Below are 19065 nucleotides of genomic sequence, written 5' to 3'. Positions count from 1 at the left end.
CCTGCGGCATGCCCGCCCGACCCAACACCGCGCCCCGTAGGGTGGACATGGCGAAGCCTTGTCCGCCAAGCAGACACCACACCACTGCGGCAGGGTTTTAGCCTTGAATGAGGTTGAACGCTCCGCCGTCAACAAGCCCCCAGCGTTACCCCTGCTTGCGCGGCCAGATCAAGCTAAAGCGCGCGCCGCCCAGGCTGTCGCTGCGGCCGATCTGCGCGCGGCCACCGTGCCAATAGATGATCCGCCGCACGATCGACAACCCCAGGCCATGCCCACCGGAGGCGCGGGTGCGGCTATCGTCCAGGCGCAGGAAGGGCGTGAAGATCCGCTCCCAGGCTTCTTCCGGCACGCCAGGACCGTCGTCTTCGACATCCAGTCGGCAGCGCTGCTGGCCGACCTGATAACTCACCCGCACGCGCGACTCGGCATGGCGCATGGCGTTGGTCACCAGGTTCTGCAACGCGCGGTGCAGGTAGCGCAGCTCGGCCTCGACCAATGCACCGCTGCCATCCAAGGCACTCAACGCCGGGCCACGCTCGACCCGCACGCTGGCGCGCAGCGGCGCCAGCTCGGTAATCACCTGATCGATCAAGCCATCCAGATCGACCTGCTGGAAATTCAGCGCCGGCGCGCCCTGCTCCAGGCGCGCGTAGGTGAGCATCTCGTCGACCAGCTTGTCGAGGTCCTGGATATCGCTGTCCATGCCGTCCATGTACTTGCGCCGCGCCGCCTCGCTCTCGGCATCGCCAATCATCTCCAGGCCAAACCGCAGGCGCGCCACCGGTGTGCGCAACTCATGCGACACCGCGCGCACCATCTCGCGCTGAATACTCAGCGAGCGCTGCAAGTGCTCGGCCATGGCATTGAACGCCGCCGCCAAGCGCCCTACCGAATCGCTGCCGCGGGTCGGCACCCGGGCATCCAGATGGCCGCTGGCGATCCGCGTAGCGGCGCCTTCCAGGTCGCTCAGTCGCTGCTCCAGCGGCCGCACCAGCAGATACACCATCAGCCCGATCAGGCTCAGCCCCAGCGCACCGATCAGCACCAATAACTGCGGCGGATAGGGGTTCATCTGGTACAGCGGGCCGATTTCCAGGACCCAAGGCGTGTCGACCATGCCGGAGAACACATGAATGCTGTCGCCGCCCTTGCCTAGCGCCATCACCGTATCGCCCTCGTCCACTCGGCGCCGTTGATCGATATCCAGATTGGCTTCGTCCAGACGCACCAGGCGAAGGTCGAAGCCGAACTGCTTGGCCGCTTTCAATTCGGCCAGCCGCTGCGGCTGCTCGGCCACCGGGTAGCGAATCAGCTCATCGATCAACAGATAAATCGTGGCCCGCGCCAACTGCTCGCTGACCTGCTGCACCTCGCCGGTCAGCAGCAACTGTTGCGCCTCGCCGATCAGGCTGTAGATCTGCGCCGCGTGCGGGCCGGTTTGCTGCACCAGCACCTGACCGCGCAGCAGGCGGTTACGCGCACTGGTCTCCAGCGTGGCCTCGTCCAACGGCTGGATCTTCAGCGGAATCCCCAGCAAGCGTGCCCACACGGCGACCGCGCGGCGACGCTCGACCTCGACCATCGGCGCCAGGTTGTCGGCCATCAGGCGAAACGTGCCGCGCGCCAGGCGTTCGCGGTATTGATCCGAACGCACTTCGTTGGCCAGGTGCAAGGTGCCCACACCGAGCAGTGCGACCAGCACCAGTACGCTGAGCATGCCGGCGTAGATACGCAGAAAGATCGAGTTCATAGCAGCGCTTCGGCCGCCTCGGCGACAAACAGATAGCCCTTGCTGCGCACGGTTTTGATCATCCGCGGGTGCATCGGGTCGTCGCCGATTTTCGGACGGATACGCGAAATGCGCACATCGATGGAGCGATCCTGGCCGTCGTATTCGATGCCGCGCAGGGCGGTGAAGATTTCCTCGCGCGAGAGAATCCGCCCGGCATTCGCCGTCAGCAGCCACAGCAGGTCGAACTCGGCACTGGTCAGTTCGATGCTCTGCTCGCCCAACCAGGCTTCGCGCATCGCGCTGTCGATCACCAGTGGGCCGAACTCCAGGCGTCGCCGATCTTCGGCACCACCCGCCTCGCTGCCCTCGCGGCGACGTAACAGCGCGCGGATGCGTGCCAGTAGCACGCGCGGGCGCACCGGCTTGCACACGTAATCGTCGGCGCCCATCTCCAGGCCGAGCACCTGATCCATGTCGTCGGTACGCGCAGTGAGCATCAGGATCGGCCCCTCGTAACCGCTGCGCACCTTGCGGCAGATCGACAGGCCGTCTTCGCCAGGCAGCATCAGGTCGAGAATCACCAGGTCGGGCTGTTCCTTCAGAATGCGCGCAGCCGCCTGCGCGCCGTCCGCCTCGATGCTCACCGCCAAGCCATTGCTCTGCAGGTAGTCACGGGTCAATTCGGCCAGCCGCTGGTCGTCTTCGACGATAAGGATGTGCCAGGAATCTTGCTGCACTGCTGCCTCCCAAGGCCAGATCAACGACGGCGTATAGGCGCGCATTGTAACAACGGCCTAGCCGCTGCATAGCGCATGCCACATTTACGTACAAACACTAGATGTAGTATGCAGCTGTGAGCCACGCCACTTCTCTGCAAAAGCCTGATAACGCCCCATCAGCGGCGACGAACGGTACACCCCAGCAGTCACGGGGGCTGCGTGGGAACGCCGCACATTCACCCACAATTCACCCACAACTTATCCACAGGTTGTTCTTGCTCAGTCGCCTTGCAATAGCCCAAATAGCGCATTATCTTGTATCCCCATCGCGCCCTACCCACCACATGTTGGGTTTAGGCAAGCCACCGGACACAAGTAGAATAACCCGCACACGACCCGCTCGCAGGTCGTCACCGGTAGGTTGAATCGCTCTTTGCAACACGCCTGCCCTACTGCGGCAGGTTCCGCTTCAGTGCAGCGCACAGCGCGCCTGAAAGGCGGTTTCGGTGCAGCACCACCGCGTGCTGCACCACTATATGTTGTAGTTATGGCGCCGTAACGCCATAGCGTGTGACTTTTGAGCCAGGAAGGCGCTTTAGTCGTACCTTCCCTGCCCAGTTTGCAAGTCCCATGCGCCCGGCCCTTGGCTGTGCGCATGGCGTTGTTGAAATGGAATGAACGGCGGGTACGCCGCAGCGATCCACTGCATAGCGTCCAACTAAATAAATACAGAACACGGAGACATTCATGCATACCGACACCACTCGCGAGAACCCGCAGGCCCAAGCGCCGCAGGCCGCCGATGCCAGCCAGGAGCTGAGCGCCACCGCGCCAGGCCAGCTGCGCGTGATCAAGCGTAACGGCACCGTGGTGCCGTACACCGACGACAAGATCACCGTTGCCATCACCAAGGCCTTTCTCGCAGTTGAAGGCGGCACCGCTGCCGCTTCGTCGCGTATCCATGAAACCGTCGCGCGCCTGACCGAACAGGTCAGCGCCACCTTCAAGCGCCGCATGCCGTCCGGCGGCACCATCCATATCGAAGAAATCCAGGACCAGGTCGAACTGGCGCTGATGCGTTCCGGCGAGCAGAAAGTTGCCCGCGACTACGTGATCTACCGTGAATCGCGCAGCCAGGCGCGCAAGACCGGCGCCGCCGACATTGCCCAGCCGCACCCAAGCATTCGCGTGACCCACCTCGACGGCACTGTTGCGCCGCTGGACATGGGCCGCCTCAACACCATCGTCACCGAAGCCTGCGAAGGCCTGGCGGAAGTCGATGGCGAGCTGATCCAGAAAGAAACCCTGAAGAACCTCTACGACGGCGTAGCGCAGAGCGACGTCAGCACCGCCCTGGTGATGACCGCACGCACCCTGGTTGAGCGTGAGCCGAACTACAGCTACGTCACCGCCCGCCTGCTGATGGACAACATCCGCGCCGAAGGCCTGGGCTTCCTCGGTGTCGCCACCAGCGCCACTCACCATGAGATGAGCGAGCTGTACGCCAAGGCCCTGCCGGCCTACATCGCCAAGGGTATCGAGTTCGAACTGCTCAACCCAGTACTAGCCAGCTTCGATCTGGAAAAACTGGGTAAGGCGATCAACCACGAGCGCGACCAGCAGTTCACCTACCTGGGCCTGCAGACCCTCTACGACCGCTACTTCATCCACAAAGACGGCATCCGCTTCGAACTGCCGCAAGTGTTCTTCATGCGCGTGGCCATGGGCCTGGCGATTGAAGAGAAGCAGAAAGAAGAACGCGCCATCGAGTTCTACAACCTGTTGTCGTCCTTCGACTACATGGCCTCGACGCCGACCCTGTTCAACGCCGGCACCCTGCGGCCGCAGCTGTCGTCGTGCTACCTGACCACCGTGCCGGATGACCTGTCGGGCATCTACAACGCCATCCACGACAACGCCATGCTCTCCAAGTTTGCCGGCGGCCTGGGCAACGACTGGACTCCAGTACGTGCTCTGGGTGCCTACATCAAGGGCACCAACGGCAAGTCGCAAGGCGTGGTGCCGTTCCTCAAAGTGGTCAACGACACCGCTGTTGCAGTTAACCAGGGCGGCAAGCGCAAGGGCGCGGTCTGCGCCTACCTGGAAACCTGGCACATGGACATCGAAGAGTTCATCGAGCTGCGCAAGAACACCGGTGACGACCGTCGCCGCACCCACGACATGAACACCGCCAACTGGATTCCAGACCTGTTCATGAAGCGCGTGTTTGACGATGGCCAGTGGACCCTGTTCAGCCCATCCGAAGTGCCGGACCTGCACGACCTCACCGGCAAGGCCTTCGAAGAGCGCTACGAGTACTACGAAGCCCTGACCCAGTACGGCGGCAAGATCAAGCTGTTCAAGACCATCCAGGCCAAAGACCTGTGGCGCAAGATGCTCAGCATGCTGTTCGAAACCGGCCACCCATGGCTGACCTTCAAGGACCCATGCAACCTGCGCAGCCCGCAGCAGCACGTGGGCGTGGTACACAGCTCGAACCTGTGCACCGAGATCACCCTGAACACCAACGCCGACGAAATCGCCGTGTGCAACCTGGGTTCCGTGAACCTGCCGAACCACATCGTCGACGGCAAGCTGGACACCGCCAAGCTGGAAAAGACCATCAAGGTCGCGGTGCGCATGCTCGATAACGTTATCGACATCAACTACTACAGCGTGCCGCAGGCGAAGAACTCCAACTTCAAGCACCGCCCGGTCGGCCTCGGCATCATGGGCTTCCAGGATGCGCTGTACCTGCAGCACATTCCGTACGGCTCCGACGCCGCGGTGGAATTTGCCGACAAATCGATGGAAGCGGTCAGCTACTACGCCATCCAGGCCTCCTGTGACCTGGCCGACGAGCGCGGCGCTTACTCCACCTTCGAAGGCTCGCTGTGGAGCAAGGGCATCCTGCCGCTGGATTCGCAGCAGATCCTTATCGAAGCCCGTGGCCAGAAGTACATCGACGTCGACCTGACCGAGTCCCTGGACTGGGCCCCGATCCGCGCCCGTGTGCAGAAAGGCATCCGCAACTCGAACATCATGGCCATCGCACCGACCGCCACCATCGCCAACATCACCGGCGTATCGCAGTCGATCGAACCGACCTACCAGAACCTCTATGTGAAATCGAACCTCTCGGGCGAATTCACCGTGATCAACCCCTACCTGGTTCGCGACCTCAAGGCCCGCGGCCTGTGGGACTCGGTAATGATCAACGACCTCAAGTACTACGACGGTTCGGTACAGCAGATCGAGCGCATCCCGCAAGAGCTGAAAGATCTCTACGCCACCGCGTTCGAAGTCGACACCAAGTGGATCGTCGATGCCGCCAGCCGCCGCCAGAAGTGGATCGACCAGGCGCAATCGCTGAACCTCTACATCGCCGGCGCCTCGGGCAAGAAGCTCGATGTGACCTACCGCATGGCCTGGTACCGTGGCCTGAAAACCACCTACTACCTCCGTGCCCTGGCCGCGACCAGCACCGAGAAGTCCACCATCAACACCGGCAAGCTGAACGCCGTGTCCAGTGGTGGCAACGACGGCCTGAGCGCAGCACCGGCCAAGGCCCCGGAAGTGGAAATGAGTGCAGGCCCAGCACCGGTCCCAAAAGCCTGTGCGATCGACGAACCGGATTGTGAGGCGTGCCAGTAAGTGTTCGGCAGCGCGCGGATCTGAGCGGCATTCGCGGCGTTACCTGCCGGAGCGGCCCCCATCACGTACAGCCGTACGCTCAGGGGCTCCACTCCAGCAGGTGCCTTGCGACTACTCGCTCAGCTACGCGCTTGAACGTCGAGCGAAGAGCACAAGCAACACACCGTTTTATCCCCTCGCCCCTCCGGGGAGACGACTGCAAGGATGCAGGAGGTAGGGCAACGCAGGATGCCAAAGCCGAGGGCTGGGGAGAGGGAAAAAGGCAACACCGCCCTCCCCCACTAATTACCAGCCCTTGCCGTTAGCGGTGAGGGTCTCGGGGCAACGGCCAGTCATTAGAGCCCCCGACCAGCGGTACCCGTTTTGCCCTTGCGCGCTGTACGCAACGGAACACAATCAAGACTGTATATCCACACAGGTCGGTTATTTCACCGGCCCGCAAGCAGGAGCCAAGCCATGCTGAGCTGGGATGAATTTGACAAGGAAGACGGCACCGACGCCGTTGTAGCAAGCAAAGCCTCTGCCCACATGGCAGACATGAGCATCGACAAACTTGACCAGGTTGGCGGTGCTGCCGCCGTTGAAGCCCGCGCCGTAGCCGCTGACGACAGCGACGCCGTAGCCCGCGCCAAAGCCTCGCTCGACCAACTCGACATCGCCGAAGGCCTGGCCGAGCTGGAAGGCACCGCCGCGCGCGTAGCCGTCGACGAAAAACGCATGATCAACTGCCGCGCCGACCTCAACCAGCTCGTACCCTTCAAGTACGACTGGGCCTGGCAGAAGTATCTGGATGGTTGCGCCAACCACTGGATGCCGCAAGAAGTGAACATGAACGCAGACATCGCGTTGTGGAAAACCCCGGACGGCCTGACCGACGACGAGCGCCGCATCGTGATGCGCAACCTCGGTTTCTTCTCCACCGCCGACAGCCTGGTCGCCAACAACCTGGCCCTGGCCGTGTATCGCCTGATCACCAACCCGGAGTGCCGCCAGTACATCCTGCGCCAAACCTTCGAAGAGGCGATCCACACCCACGCCTACCAGTACTGCATCGAATCGCTGGGCATGGATGAAGGCGCGATCTTCAACATGTACCACGAGATTCCATCGGTCGCGAAGAAAGCCAGCTGGGGCCTCAAGTACACCCGCTCGATCTCCGACCCGACCTTCAACACCGGCACGGTCGAGACCGACAAAGAACTGCTGCGCAACCTGATCGCTTACTACTGCGTACTGGAAGGCATCTTCTTCTATTGCGGCTTCACCCAGATCCTCTCCATGGGTCGCCGCAACAAGATGACCGGCGTCGCCGAGCAGTTCCAGTACATCCTGCGTGACGAGTCCATGCACTTGAACTTCGGCATCGACGTGATCAACCAGATCAAGATCGAAAACCCGCACCTGTGGGATGCCCAGCTCAAAGATGAAGCCACCCAGATGATTCTCCAGGGCACCCAGCTTGAAATAGAGTATGCACGCGACACCATGCCGCGCGGCGTACTGGGCATGAACGCGGCGATGATGGAGGACTACCTCAAATTTATCGCCAACCGTCGTCTGACTCAGATTGGCTTGAAGGAAGAGTACCCAGGTACGTCTAACCCGTTCCCATGGATGTCGGAAATCATGGACCTGAAGAAAGAGAAGAACTTCTTCGAGACGCGGGTTATTGAGTATCAGACTGGTGGGGCGTTGAGCTGGGATTGATCAAGAAGAACCGGACCTGATCATTACTCTTCGTAGCCTTCTTGCGTCCTGACTATAGGCAGCAGTGCATACCCGTGCGGCCGTGGTGGCTGACCGCTTAACCACCACGGCGCGTCTTCCACTACCCCAGGCTGCCTTGTATTAAAGCTGTTAGCGAGCTCGGCGACATCTCGGGCGTGTTCGACGCAAGGCCCGGCTAGCGGGAAGGTACTTCTGACAATGATCTGGGTAACTAAGCTGGCAACTGGATCTACGCCCTCCCCCTTGTAGAAAGTTTGATCTAGACCATAAAGCAGATCAGGGAGGCTAGTAGCCAGCACCTGCTCAACCTGTGTACTCAACGTTTCGTCTAGATAGATTTGGTATCGCGCGTAGAGTCTGTCCAGGGCATCCAGTTTGGTTCTAAGCGTACGGCCCAAATAGTTTCCCCAGGGGGTCGCGTACTTGTCATTGGATGCATCAAAGCCAGGCGCTGTACCATCAAAACTCAAAATTGACTGTTTGAAGTTGGGGCTGACCAGTGCCTGAATCTTGGAGGTCGCCAATGGTTTGATCTGGCTACCTGACCAATGCATTTCACAATAAAGATTCACGATCTGGCTAACGTGAGCGCCTGCCCTTCTGATGAAAAGACGGCTCATCGCCTCTGTGCGGCGACGCTCTTTTTCCTCACGTACGCGGTCGTAGACCGTCAATACAACGGACGAAGTAACCAAGCCGCCTGCAATGCTCACCAACCAGCCAGTAATACTTGGATACGAGCTGGAAAGTGCCAAGGCCAGGACACCGAGTAGAACCACACCAGTGAGCAACCACCCTACCGCATAGGTAATAGGGCCGGCGGTCGCTTCTACCAAATCCGATTTACCGTTCTGTTGCACATTTTGCCCATCCATCTGCAGTGCCTCGCTGGTTCGCTGGAAGCAAAAGGGGTGAGGAAAAGGTGCCCCCCATTCACCGATCTCAAGCCAACGCTAATAGCCAACTTGAATCACCCTGGGGTTCATGGAGGCCGTTTCTCTAAGGCAGGCGGCCATGACCTGACCAGTTTATTGTCGGTGGCAGTTTGCCTCAGCCTCCGCAAGCGGGATATAGGAACGTAGGGTGGACAACGCGAAGCTTGTCCACCCGGGTAATCGGGGGACAGGTCACGATTTATCGGAAGCCTTCATTACCGTTTTCGCCCTTACGGCGAGTTACTTTCTCTTTACTCGCTGCGCTCGCCCTTCGGGCCAGCCTGCGGCTGTTACTGCGCTTCGCTCCGTATGCTCGCGCGAAAGAGAAAGTAACCAAAGAGAAAGCGCGCCCGGCATCCGGGTCTGACTACGCCAGACTCCCCTCCCTCCGGCACTATTCCGAGGGTCGTCACGGTGGGCCATCCCTGGCCTAGGCGGCCCCACCCATCGTTCCTCGTTTGGCATCCATGCCAAACGCCCCTCTCCACAGCACCTCCACTCGGCCTCCTGACGGGATTCGGGGACCGCGTTGTTTGGGCGATTTGTGGAAGGCAGAACAAAGGCAAAAGCATCGCGGCCATGGGCCGCTCCTACGGGTTCGTAGCCTGTAGGGCGGGTGAACCCCGCCATGCTTTTTGCTTTTCCCCCGCGATCTCACAGACGACGCCAAACGCCCCATCAGGAGGCCGAGTGGAATCGTTGCGGAAGGGGTCGAGCGGCATGGATGCCGCGAGAGCCGCGATGGGCCAGGGATGGCCCTTCGCGGCGGGCCTCTGGAGCAATGATGGAACGAGGGAAGTCGAGCGCAGCGAGACCCGGATGCAAGGGGCAAGACCTCTTGGTTACTTCTGGGGCGTCTGCCAGAAGTGACCCGCCGTAAGGGCGGAACCGTTAGATATGTCGATACAGAAGCGGCGGGTACATGCCAGCGACCAGCGCTTTGCAAGGTAGTTGTCGCGTCAGCCTTTTTTAAGCTGCTATTTTCACTGCCGGCTGCCCCCTTTTCGGGCTGATCGCGACCACGCTCTCGAATGGAAATGCCGCCCGAGATGCATTAAACGCGGTGCGTGGACGATCAGAAGAAGAAACAGCACTGCTGGTTTAGCCTCTGTAAACTTCCGTTTCGAACCGGCACCAAGGACGATGAAATGCAAGAGAAATGGATTGACCGCCCGGCCACGGACACCGATTGGTTTGATCTGACACTTGAGCTATCTAACGGCTTTTTCCGCCGGCATTTTTCCTTGGTGGCCAAGGTCGCCCCACCGCTCTTCGGCTTCGGCATATTCGTCTTCTATTTCTACCGCAACCAGTTCTACCCCAGCTTCGACCTGTTCCAGTTCTCTTCTTTGCTGCTTGCTGCCGCAGCCATTGGCTTCGCCATCATTACCGCTCTGGTAGTGCCGCTATTCCTACCGGGCCCGTGGATCTTCAGCCAATTTCTCGAACACAAGACGATCAAGGACGAGCTGCGATACTCGCGCCCCTATATTGATGACCAACGCGTCTGGTGGGTCCTGAAACTGGGCTGCCTGGTGTACTGGCTTCCCTTCTTGGCCTGTGCGGCCGGGCTGCTGGCGGTCGCCATCCTTGCCCCGAAACTCTTTGTTCTATCGATCTTTCTGATACCCGTTCTGGTCAGCCTGGTCGCCGGCCTAATAGTCCAAGCCGCTTTTGGGTTGCCGCCGCTCAGCTTCCTTCGCTATCTATGGGGTGCGTATGTACCAGTCATGACAGTAGGCGGGTTTGTCACTTTTATGCTGGTGCAAACCGCGCCGATCATCGAAGGGTTCGATATTGGGGCCTGGAAGTGGCTGGTTTATATCGCTGTCATGCTGGCCGCCTCATTTATAGCGGCGATGTGCTCATTTCTCTTTATCGCAGGCTGGAGTGTCGCACTGCACTTTTCCGTATTCTTCGCATTGATGATTGCCGGCTACAGCGGCCTACTCACCACCCTGCCAGACAAAACGGTGCGCGCCCTGGGGCTCGGGAATTACCAAGCTGACACAGTCTTGCTGGAGCAGAGCTATTGCGGCGGAGCGGCACTGAAACAACTCCTGCTGGACGAAAGCTGCGCACAGACAAAGGTCCACGTTGTTTGGTCATTTGGCGAAAACCTGATACTTCGCACCAACGATGATCGCACCATGCATATTCCATCCAGATTCATTCGAGCCATTGTGAAATCAGATAAATAAAGCGAGTAGCCCGGACAACCGCAACATCGGTGGATGAATAGAGCGTCATCCACCCTACGGATCACCAATGTGCCAGCGCGTAGGGTGGACAACGCGAAGCTTGTCCACCATGGTTCAAATACCCAAACGCTCAAGGATGAGCCGCCATGCCCAACTACCGTCGCGCCCGTGTTGCCGGTGCTACTTACTTCTTTACCGTCAACCTGCGTGACCGCAGCAGCAATCTGCTGATCCGTGAAATCGATCTATTGCGCGAGACGGTACGCGCGACACGGTTGCGACATCCCTTCCATATCGATGCCTGGGTGGTGCTACCTGAACATATGCACTGCATGTGGACGCTACCGCCAGGCGATGCCGACTTTGCCTTGCGCTGGAAGGTCATCAAATTTGCCTTCGCCAAACGCTTGCCGATCAGCGAAGTGCGCACCGTCAATCAACAGCGCAGGCGCGAGCGTGGCATCTGGCAGCGGCGCTACTGGGAGCATCTGATCCGCGATGAAGGGGATTACCAACGCCACTTCAACTACATCCATTGCAACCCGCTGAAGCATGGGTATGTCGAACGGCTGGCGGACTGGCCCTATTCGAGCTTTCACCGGGCAGTGGCAATGGGTGTTTATTCCGGAGATTGGTGCGTCGAGCCGGAGCAGGTCGATAGTGGTTATGGTGAGTGAGCATGTAACCGGACAACCGCCGCAATGGTGGATGAAAAAAGCGTCATCCACCCTACAGGCTAAAACACCAATCTCGCAGACGAAGCCAAACGCCCCATCAGAAGGCCGAGTGGAATCGTTGCGTAAGGGGTTGAGCGGCATGGATGCCGCGAGAGCCGCGATGGGCCAGGGATGGCCCTTCGCGGCGTGCCCCTGGAGCAATGATGGAACGAGGAAACGGAGCGCAGCGAAGTAACAGCCGCAGGCTGGCCCGAAGGGTGAGCGAAGCGAATCAAGTCGACGAAGTCGGGCCGTATGCAAGGGGCAAGACTTTTTGCTTACTTTTGGCGGGGCCGGCCATCCGGGCGTCTGCCAAAAGTGAGCCGCCGTAAGGGCGGAACCATTACCCGATAACAAAACAGAAGCGGCGTCTAACCATCCGTTAGACATTCAGTCTTGGCCAGTCCAGCGATGGGTATCGCTACGCTCCACCCATCCTACAAAACCGGACTGACCGGCTCGCGGCTAAAGCCCCTCCCACAAACAGCAAAGCAGCCTGGATATGCGCATCGCATGGACGACACAAAGCGGCCACCCGCGTTGTCGATCAACGCACTACTTTTTTACGCAGGCGAATAGGGCATTCCCAGACGCCCCATCCCACTGAATGATCTTCTGGTAATCATGCTCAAGCACATGCACGTCAAAGTACGGCTGTAACAGCGCCTGCAACTCAACAAAACCCACAGCGACCATGGGGTGCTCGTCGTCCCACACCTCGGTTTGTCCTGCCGTCGATTTCTCAATCCGCAGCCGCAACGACTGCTTCTCGCCCTCGCCGCCGTAACTCCAGCCAGAACTGAAGGTGAACAGGCCTTCATCATGTTCAATGCTATGCGCCGCAAATAGGCTGTTGTCGATTTTGCCCTTGTCGACAACGTTAAAGCAGAACAGGCCATCGGCCTCGAGTGCCGCATGCACACTGACGATGCAGGCTTTCAACCGCTCGATCCCGCCGCTGTAATGAATGGAATAGAGGAAGCAGGTGATCAGGTCCAGCGGCTCATCCACCGTGAAACTGCACATATCCTGCAACGCGAAGTGCGCTTGCGGGCAACGAATGGCGGCCTTGTCCAACATCGGCTGATTAATATCGAGGCCACTGCTGGTGTAGCCGGAATCGATGAAATGGCGCACATGCGGACCCGTACCACAGGCCAGATCGAGGTGGCGGGTGCCGGCGTTACCAAACAGCTGCTGCAGCCGGTGGATACAGTGGCTCTGCGCCTGGTAGTCGATATCGGCACACATCAGATCGTAATAATCAGACAGGTCGGTATAGAGGGCATTAACGGACATAGTGACCTGATGATTGGCGAGCAGCTTTTGCGGGGGCGCATCATAGCCCAAGCCTGGCCAGCCCCGTTCAGCTGCCGCCCACTTACCCGTGGCAAGGATCAACTCCGCGGGCGTTACAATGCCGCCCACGCCGACAGCGCAATCGCGCAAGCCCCGGAGCCAGACTGACGATGTTCACCCTTGTACACCTGGACACCCCACCACCCGAGTCACTGAAAAGCCAGATTCTGCAGATGGTGGTGGACTACTTCAGCGACATCAGCCCGGTATCGCTGACGCCCAGTAATCCCCTCTACCAGCTGTACCAGTACGTGATTGGCTACGAGATGCACCTGTACCTGCAGGCGATGGACAGTGCCCTGGAGACCAGCGCGCGGTTGATCCTGGCCCTGGACGATCTGGATCCCTCGCAGGTGCTGGGCTTTGCCCTGTATCTGCCGGTCAAGGACGCCCCCGAGGCCTGTAGCCTGGCCTATATGGCCGTGCAGGCCAGCCAGCGCCGCCACGGCATTGCCCGCGCCATGCTGCAACAGATGATCAGCCGTCACCCGCATGCCGAACTGGCCTGTGTGGCCAGCAAGGTGCCGACCTTCGAGGCCATGGGTTTTCAGGTGCTGGCGGCGCGGGGGCCGCAAGTGCTGATGAACACTCGGGACTACAGCGCGGACGGCATGCTGGCCGTGCAGGATCTGGCACCGATCTTCCAATCCAAGGAAGTCCGGCAGATCCACGCCTACCTGGTGAAGCAGCACGGCAAACGGGCCATGAGCGATGCGGAGAAACAGCGCGACCGGCAACTCGACCAACTGACCCAACAGGCTCAGGTCTTGGTACGTGAACGCCTCATCGTGCATTGAGGTAAACGCAGCATGACTGTGCTGCCGCACAAGAACCGCGCATGGAAACCCCATGGCCCCGCCGCCTGCTGCTGGTGCGCAAACGCAACACCCAGGCCTGTATGCTGCCCGGCGACGTGCCGCCACTGCGATGGCCGGCCGCTCAATAACCTCAGTCGCTAGAGGTGAGATCACGATTTCCATTAACCGCTATTACTGATTTCGGCCTTACGCCGAGTCCGGTCATAGAGAGATCATCGTGCTAGCGAATCCAGCAGGCATAACAGTATAGTTATTGCCATGACTCCACCCTCCCATCTGCCCCACGACAAACTGCTGGATCTGCTGCTGGACGTTGTCTGCGTAGTGGATAAAGAGGGTCGCTTTCTATCGGTAAGCGCGGCCAGCAAGCGCGTTTTCGGCTTCCTGCCCGAAGAGATGGTTGGCCGGACCGCCTTTGAAATGATGCACCCGGACGATCGCGCCGCCAGCCGTGCGCTCGTAGAGCGCATTAATTTGGGCCAACCCTCGCATGATCATGAGAACCGCTACTTTCACAAAGACGGTCATATCGTTCATATCATGTGGTCTGCCCAATGGCTTGAGGCCGAGCAAGTGCGGGTGGGCGTGGCTCGGGACATTACTGAGCGTAAGCGTGCAGATGCGATGCAAGCTTCGTTGTATGCGGTATCGGAAGCTGCTCACTCAATTGACGATCTGCAAACACTATATCGGCGAGTGCACGAGGTAATTAGTCAGTTGCTGCCCGCCGAGAATTTTTTTGTGGCGTTATACAACGCCGCGAATGACCAGCTCAGCTTTCCCTATTACGTCGATCAATTTGACCCGCCGCCGTCGCCCAGGCCGCTAGGCTCCGGCACCTTCAGTGCCGAGGTTATTCGCTCCGGTGAAGCCCTGTTGTTAACGCCCGAGACGGCCGAGCAGATGCGTGCAAAGAGTGGCACGACGGCCGGTAAGCATCCCCTAGACTGGCTGGGTGTGCCGCTGATATCGGGCACGGATACCATCGGTGCTCTGGTGCTGCAGAGCTATTCCGGGACCGTCCGTTACAACGAACGGGACAAGGAGCTGCTGCAATTTGTATCGAGCCAGGTGGCGGCTGCGATAGAGCGTAAACGCACGCACTCTCGCCTGGAGTTTCTTGCACAATACGACCAACTGACTGAACTGCCAAACCGTGCGCTGTTTATGGACCGCTTGCGAAGTTCTCTGCAAAGGGCGCAGAGAGACTCCTTACGGCTGGCGGTACTTTATCTCGACATGGACAACTTCAAGCACATCAACGATACCTTTGGCCACACCACAGGCGACCTTCTGCTGCGGGAAGTCGCTCACCGCCTCAGGCAGTGCGTGCGCGAATCCGATACGGTTGGCCGTTTGGGCGGTGACGAATTCGCGATTCTTTTGGATAACATCAGCAGGCAGGAAGATGCCACCGTGGTGGCCGAGAAAATTCTCGCCACCCTCAGCGCCCCCTATCTTCTGGAAGGAAAAACCTTGATTAGTGCTCCCAGCATGGGTATCGCGGTATACCCCGAGCACGGCCAGAATGACCTGCATCTAATTCGGCACGCGGATGAAGCCATGTACGTGGCCAAACGCGGTGGCGGCAAGCGCTATATCGTTGTCGAGGCGTCTGTGAAGCAATAGTGGGCAGACCACGCTTTCCGCTGACTTACGGCTTGGACTTTATCGACTCGCTAGCCGCCACATCTGCACGGCCAATCTTTCGCCCTTGCGGCGAGTTACTACCTCTTGACTCGCAATACTCGCCCTGCGGCTGTTACTCGGCTTCGGCTTTCTGACGGAATGCGGGGATCGCTTTGTCTGGGCGGTTTGTGGAAGGCAGAACGAAAGGCAAAAACGCAGATGCGCGATTGGGATTTAGCCGGAGAGATGCATAGCTGAATCAATCAGCTCGCGGCTAAAGCCCCTCCCACCAGTGGTTCACCTGAGTACGCCGATGCGCTGAACGGCCTCGGTCAGGGTACAAGCCTGCGGCATGTCCGCCCTACGCACACCTCGTCATTCGCGGCCATGGGCTGGGCGCCCCGCCACGCCTGCCGAAACCGAACACACCTGCGACCCCGTAGGGTGGACATGCGCCAGCTTGTCCACCGCCTCCCGCCCACCGCGAGCTGGCGGACTGTAGTGGTCTACTGAGGGGCTTTAGCCGCGAGCCGTGTTCGGCGGACGCTTGATGCAACAGTGACCATCGTCAAGGCAAAAGCATCCCGGTCGGACCTACAGGTTTGCGGCAGATTAACGCCGGGCTAAGTCTCAGGCACACCAGAGCATCGCGGCCATCGGCCACGCCTACAGATAGGGCTCGATATTGCCGAGCGCCCGCGCGACGTACTCCTCTTTTTCCCCAACCGGCGCGACGTAGTGCAGCGCTTCGGCCGCGGCCTCACGTCCAACCAGGCGCGCCAGGGTCCAGGCGGCGAGATAGATCGAGGCCAGACAACCGCCGGCGGTGGCCAGATTGCCACGGGCGAAGAACGGTTGCTCCAGCACCTCGATGCCGGCCTCCTGCACCCAAGGCTTGGTGGTGAGGTCGGTACAGCCGGGAATGCCGTCCAGCAAACCCACCTTGGCCAGCAGCAGAGTGCCGGAGCACTGCGCGCCGATCAGTTGACGGGCGGGATCGAGCCGCGCCAGCAGCTGCATCACGCCTGCGTCCTGGGCGATCTCGCGGGTCTTGATGCCGCTGCCGACGAGTACCGCGTCGAATGCTTCGACCTCATCCAGCCGCGCCTGGCGATGCAGCTTCACGCCGTTCATCGAGGTCACCGTTTCGCTCGGCGCCGCCAGGGACACGCGCCAGCCCGGCTGCTTGATACGGTTGAGGATGCCCAGGGCAATCAGCGAATCCAGTTCGTTGAAGCCGTCAAAGGTGAGGATGGCGATATGCATGGCGGAGCCTGCGCGATGGAATCAGGCCATTCTCGACCCGGCAGCCGCCGTGGCATAGACACAATCATGCGTGGCAACAGCCATACAGACGCGGGCCGTCAGCGCGCGGGGCTGAGCATCTCGATCTCGCGGATCTCGAAATCACGGCGCAGGTAGTCCATGCGCTGCTCATGGAACTGACGCATATGCGCCAAGGCACTGTGAACCGCCAGGTGCTCCTTCGACTGCCAGACCTCATAGAAGATAAACAGCGTCGGGTCGTGTCTGTCACGCAGCATGTGGTAGGCGATGCAGCCCGCCTCGGCGCGGCTGGGCTCGACATAAGCGCGGAACAACGCCTCGAACTCGGCGGCTTTTTCCGGCCGGGTGTGGGCGTGCAGGATAAATCCGTAGGTATCAGCCATGAGGGCTCCTGGCAGGTCAGTGTTTATTTACCCTACAACAGCCAAACCCAGCGTATTCATGCCTTTTAGTCACATGTCATTTGCGCGCCAGCGGCTGTTTCTACCCGCCCGCGCGCCCTAGCATGCCGCCATCAATTTACCGAGGCCCATGCCATGAAGAAGATCCTGCTGCTCAACGGCGGTAAACAGTTCGCCCATTCCGATGGCCGCTACAACGCTACCCTGCACGACACCGCGCTGGCCTTTCTCGACCGCGCCGGCTTCGACCTCAAGCACACCCATATCGACAGCGGCTACGACATCGCCGCCGAGGTGGCAAAATTCCTCTGGGCCGATGTGATCGTCTATCAGATGCCAGGCTGGTGGATGGGCGCGCCCTGGACAGTGAAGAAGTACCTCGACGAGGTGTTTACCGAAGGCCACGGCAGCCTCTACGCCAACGACGGGCGTACCCGCGCGGATGCTTCGCAGAAGTACGGCAGCGGCGGCCTGCTTCAGGGCAAGCAGTACATGCTCTCGCTGACCTGGAATGCGCCGCAGCAGGCCTTCGACGACCCTAGCGACTTCTTCGAAGGCAAGGGCGCGGATGCCGTCTACTTCCCCTTCCACAAAGCCAACCAGTTCCTCGGCATGAACGCCCTGCCGACCTTCCTCTGCGTCGACGTGATGAAGCGTCCGGCCATCGAGGCGGATGTCCTGCGCTACGAGCAGCATCTGGCGCAGGTGCTGGGTTAAATATATGGCGCGTCGCTGTTGTGGCGGCAGGCAAGCGGCGCAGAGCCAGGGCTAGAGCAGCAACCACACAGTGACTGCCCCACCAAGCGGTAATCGGGTTGTCTCGCCTGGTCGGCGACACAGTGGCCGCTCCTACAGACAGGCCTGGGTGGTAGCCTGCTTACGGCGCGCCGAACAGCGTCGTCCAGTAGATCCCGGCATCGCTTTTCGGGTCGACCGCGTAGGCTGCGCCCAGCTCGCTGAATTGCGGGTTCATCAGGTTGGCGCAGTGACCGGGGCTGGCCAGCCAGCCATCGACCACCTTGCGCGCGGCGTCCAGCCCGGCGGCGATATTCTCGCCGACGCGCTGGCCGCTGTAGCCCGCCAGCTCCGCACGGTCGCCGGGGGTGCGGCCGTCGCGGTCGCGGTGGGCGAAGAAGTTGCCGTTAGCCATGGCCCGACTGTGGCTTTCGGCCACCGCGCCCAGCGTGGCGTTCCACACCAGCGGCGTCGTCGCGGCGAAGGACTGGGCGCCGCACTGGCGCGGCTGGGCACGCACGGCATTGACCTGTTCGAGCAGCTTTTGCCCTTCTGCCTGCCAGTCCCCCAGGCGTCCGCCCAACAGCGGTCGCGCCAGCACGATGCGCCAGTCGCGCTCCAGCCGGCTCACACCGACGTCGACGAACTGCGGGTCCAGCAGGACTTGGCAAAAGCTCTCTTGCAGCACTTTCAGCGCCGCCGGCGCATCGCGCGGGCCGGACAGGCTGATCGCCTGCACGTTGACCATCGGATAGCCCGCCGCACTCAGCGCCTGTTGCAGCTCACCGCCAGCAGCGATCGGCAGTACCAGGCGTGGATCAGCCGCCAGCGGTGGCAACTCCTCGGACGCCTGCCCGGCACAGCGCTGCACCTCGCTGCGGTAAGCGTTGATCGCCTCAAGCAACTGCGCCTCTTCGGTCGCACCGACGGCAGCAGTGCCCAGCAATACCAGCGACAACGCAGCACAACCTGCAACGCATGATCTGACGGCCATGCAAACCTCCTTCGCCCTGACTGCGCCCATGATGCGGACTGCATGCCCGCGTGGGCAATGCCTGGGCAGCAATATGGCGTACCGGGTGTATCGGCTCAGCAGCAATCAACCTGGCGGCTACGGAACCTTCGCGGCTTTCCCGGCACTAACTTCGCAG

14 protein-coding genes are annotated in these 19065 nt (G+C 60.3%); 7 read left to right on the top strand and 7 right to left on the bottom strand.

From position 1 onward, the window contains the following. Nucleotides 1-145: 145 nt before the first annotated feature. Both B3M58_RS13450 and B3M58_RS13445 read right to left on the bottom strand, forming a co-directional pair. A complete protein-coding gene (locus B3M58_RS13450) occupies nucleotides 146-1750 on the bottom strand; it encodes an ATP-binding protein (RefSeq protein WP_296219804.1) in 1605 nt (534 codons plus the stop codon). Further along, the gene (locus B3M58_RS13445) at nucleotides 1747-2514 is read right to left on the bottom strand and encodes a response regulator (RefSeq protein WP_414704088.1); all 768 of its coding nucleotides are present in this window, start codon (nucleotides 2512-2514) and stop codon (nucleotides 1747-1749) included. Before B3M58_RS13445 ends, B3M58_RS13450 begins: the two co-directional genes overlap by 4 nt. Nucleotides 2515-3198: 684 nt before the next feature. Between B3M58_RS13445 and B3M58_RS13440 the strand changes: the two genes are divergently transcribed. Next, a complete protein-coding gene (locus B3M58_RS13440) occupies nucleotides 3199-6105 on the top strand; it encodes a ribonucleoside-diphosphate reductase subunit alpha (RefSeq protein WP_296219801.1) in 2907 nt (968 codons plus the stop codon). A gap of 456 nt (nucleotides 6106-6561) precedes the next feature. Then, entirely contained in the window at nucleotides 6562-7812 is a 1251-nt protein-coding gene (locus B3M58_RS13435; RefSeq protein ID WP_296219799.1) for a ribonucleotide-diphosphate reductase subunit beta, read from the top strand. Between the two features lie 23 nt (nucleotides 7813-7835). On the opposite strand, the gene B3M58_RS13430 is transcribed toward B3M58_RS13435, so the two are convergent. After that, nucleotides 7836-8708, bottom strand: a complete 873-nt coding sequence (locus tag B3M58_RS13430) for a hypothetical protein (protein ID WP_296219797.1) — start codon at nucleotides 8706-8708, stop codon at nucleotides 7836-7838. 1208 nt (nucleotides 8709-9916) lie between these two features. Between B3M58_RS13430 and B3M58_RS13425 the strand changes: the two genes are divergently transcribed. Further along, nucleotides 9917-10969: a hypothetical protein gene (locus tag B3M58_RS13425; protein ID WP_296219795.1), complete on the top strand. Its 1053-nt coding sequence runs from the start codon at nucleotides 9917-9919 to the stop codon at nucleotides 10967-10969. Between the two features lie 146 nt (nucleotides 10970-11115). Beyond that, nucleotides 11116-11646 (top strand): REP-associated tyrosine transposase, encoded by a 531-nt coding sequence (locus B3M58_RS13420; protein ID WP_296219793.1) that lies wholly within the window; start codon nucleotides 11116-11118, stop codon nucleotides 11644-11646. A gap of 594 nt (nucleotides 11647-12240) precedes the next feature. Here the strand turns inward: B3M58_RS13420 and B3M58_RS13415 are convergent. Beyond that, nucleotides 12241-12984, bottom strand: coding sequence for a class I SAM-dependent DNA methyltransferase (locus tag B3M58_RS13415; RefSeq protein ID WP_296219860.1), 744 nt, complete (start codon nucleotides 12982-12984; stop codon nucleotides 12241-12243). A gap of 170 nt (nucleotides 12985-13154) precedes the next feature. Between B3M58_RS13415 and B3M58_RS13410 the strand changes: the two genes are divergently transcribed. Further along, the gene (locus tag B3M58_RS13410) at nucleotides 13155-13841 is read left to right on the top strand and encodes a GNAT family N-acetyltransferase (RefSeq protein ID WP_296219792.1); all 687 of its coding nucleotides are present in this window, start codon (nucleotides 13155-13157) and stop codon (nucleotides 13839-13841) included. A 279-nt stretch (nucleotides 13842-14120) separates the two neighbouring features. Beyond that, the gene (locus B3M58_RS13405; protein WP_296219791.1) at nucleotides 14121-15491 is read left to right on the top strand and encodes a sensor domain-containing protein; all 1371 of its coding nucleotides are present in this window, start codon (nucleotides 14121-14123) and stop codon (nucleotides 15489-15491) included. Nucleotides 15492-16157: 666 nt separating this feature from the next. Here the strand turns inward: B3M58_RS13405 and B3M58_RS13400 are convergent. After that, a complete protein-coding gene (locus tag B3M58_RS13400) occupies nucleotides 16158-16757 on the bottom strand; it encodes a DJ-1/PfpI family protein (RefSeq protein WP_296219790.1) in 600 nt (199 codons plus the stop codon). Nucleotides 16758-16855: 98 nt separating this feature from the next. After that, nucleotides 16856-17161, bottom strand: coding sequence for a putative quinol monooxygenase (locus B3M58_RS13395; protein ID WP_296219789.1), 306 nt, complete (start codon nucleotides 17159-17161; stop codon nucleotides 16856-16858). A 153-nt stretch (nucleotides 17162-17314) separates the two neighbouring features. Here B3M58_RS13395 and B3M58_RS13390 point away from each other — a divergent pair, with 153 nt between their 5' ends. Continuing rightward, nucleotides 17315-17896 (top strand): NAD(P)H-dependent oxidoreductase, encoded by a 582-nt coding sequence (locus tag B3M58_RS13390; RefSeq protein WP_296219788.1) that lies wholly within the window; start codon nucleotides 17315-17317, stop codon nucleotides 17894-17896. Between the two features lie 160 nt (nucleotides 17897-18056). On the opposite strand, the gene B3M58_RS13385 is transcribed toward B3M58_RS13390, so the two are convergent. Continuing rightward, entirely contained in the window at nucleotides 18057-18908 is an 852-nt protein-coding gene (locus tag B3M58_RS13385; RefSeq protein WP_296219786.1) for a CAP domain-containing protein, read from the bottom strand. Nucleotides 18909-19065: the final 157 nt, after the last annotated feature.

Origin of the sequence: Pseudomonas sp. UBA2684 (genome assembly GCA_002354655.1) — a bacterium.
Classification (GTDB): domain Bacteria; phylum Pseudomonadota; class Gammaproteobacteria; order Pseudomonadales; family Pseudomonadaceae; genus Aquipseudomonas.
Note: the sequence above shows the minus strand (reverse complement) of the source record. Positions and strands in the feature narration are given on the sequence as shown.